General features: G+C 61.7%; 1 protein-coding gene. It reads left to right on the forward strand.

All coding sequences use genetic code 11. The features are described 5' to 3' along the window. On the forward strand, nucleotides 1-418 hold a 418-nt coding region (locus KDL01_RS47290), incomplete at both ends, for an alkaline phosphatase family protein (protein WP_281415876.1).

The following is a 418-nucleotide window of genomic DNA, read 5'->3' on the forward strand; positions in this document are numbered from 1 at the left end:
GCCGGCACCCTACCTGCGTTCTCATACGTCGATCCGCGCTTTACCGGGGAGAACCCGCAAGGCGTATCGGCCGACGATCACCCGAACTCGGATATCCGCAACGGACAGGTCTTTCTCAATCAAATCTATGATGCCGTGCGTAATGGTCCAGGTTGGCAAAAAACGCTGCTGATCATCACCTACGACGAGTGGGGCGGCTTCTTCGACCACGTACCGCCGTTCAAGCGCCCGGTGTCTGCCGCAGAGACACAGTTGGGCAACGACGGCTACCTCGGCTTCCGTGTGCCGATGGTGCTGATCGGGCCCCGGGTCAAGCGTCGGCACGTCAGTCATTGGCCGCTCGACCCGAGTTCAATTCATCAGTTGCTGACCTGGCGCTTCGGGCTGAATGCCCTTGGCGCGCGTGGCGGGCTGCCGG

It is taken from the genome of Actinospica durhamensis, from assembly GCF_018139695.1.
Taxonomy (GTDB): domain Bacteria; phylum Actinomycetota; class Actinomycetes; order Streptomycetales; family Catenulisporaceae; genus Actinospica; species Actinospica durhamensis.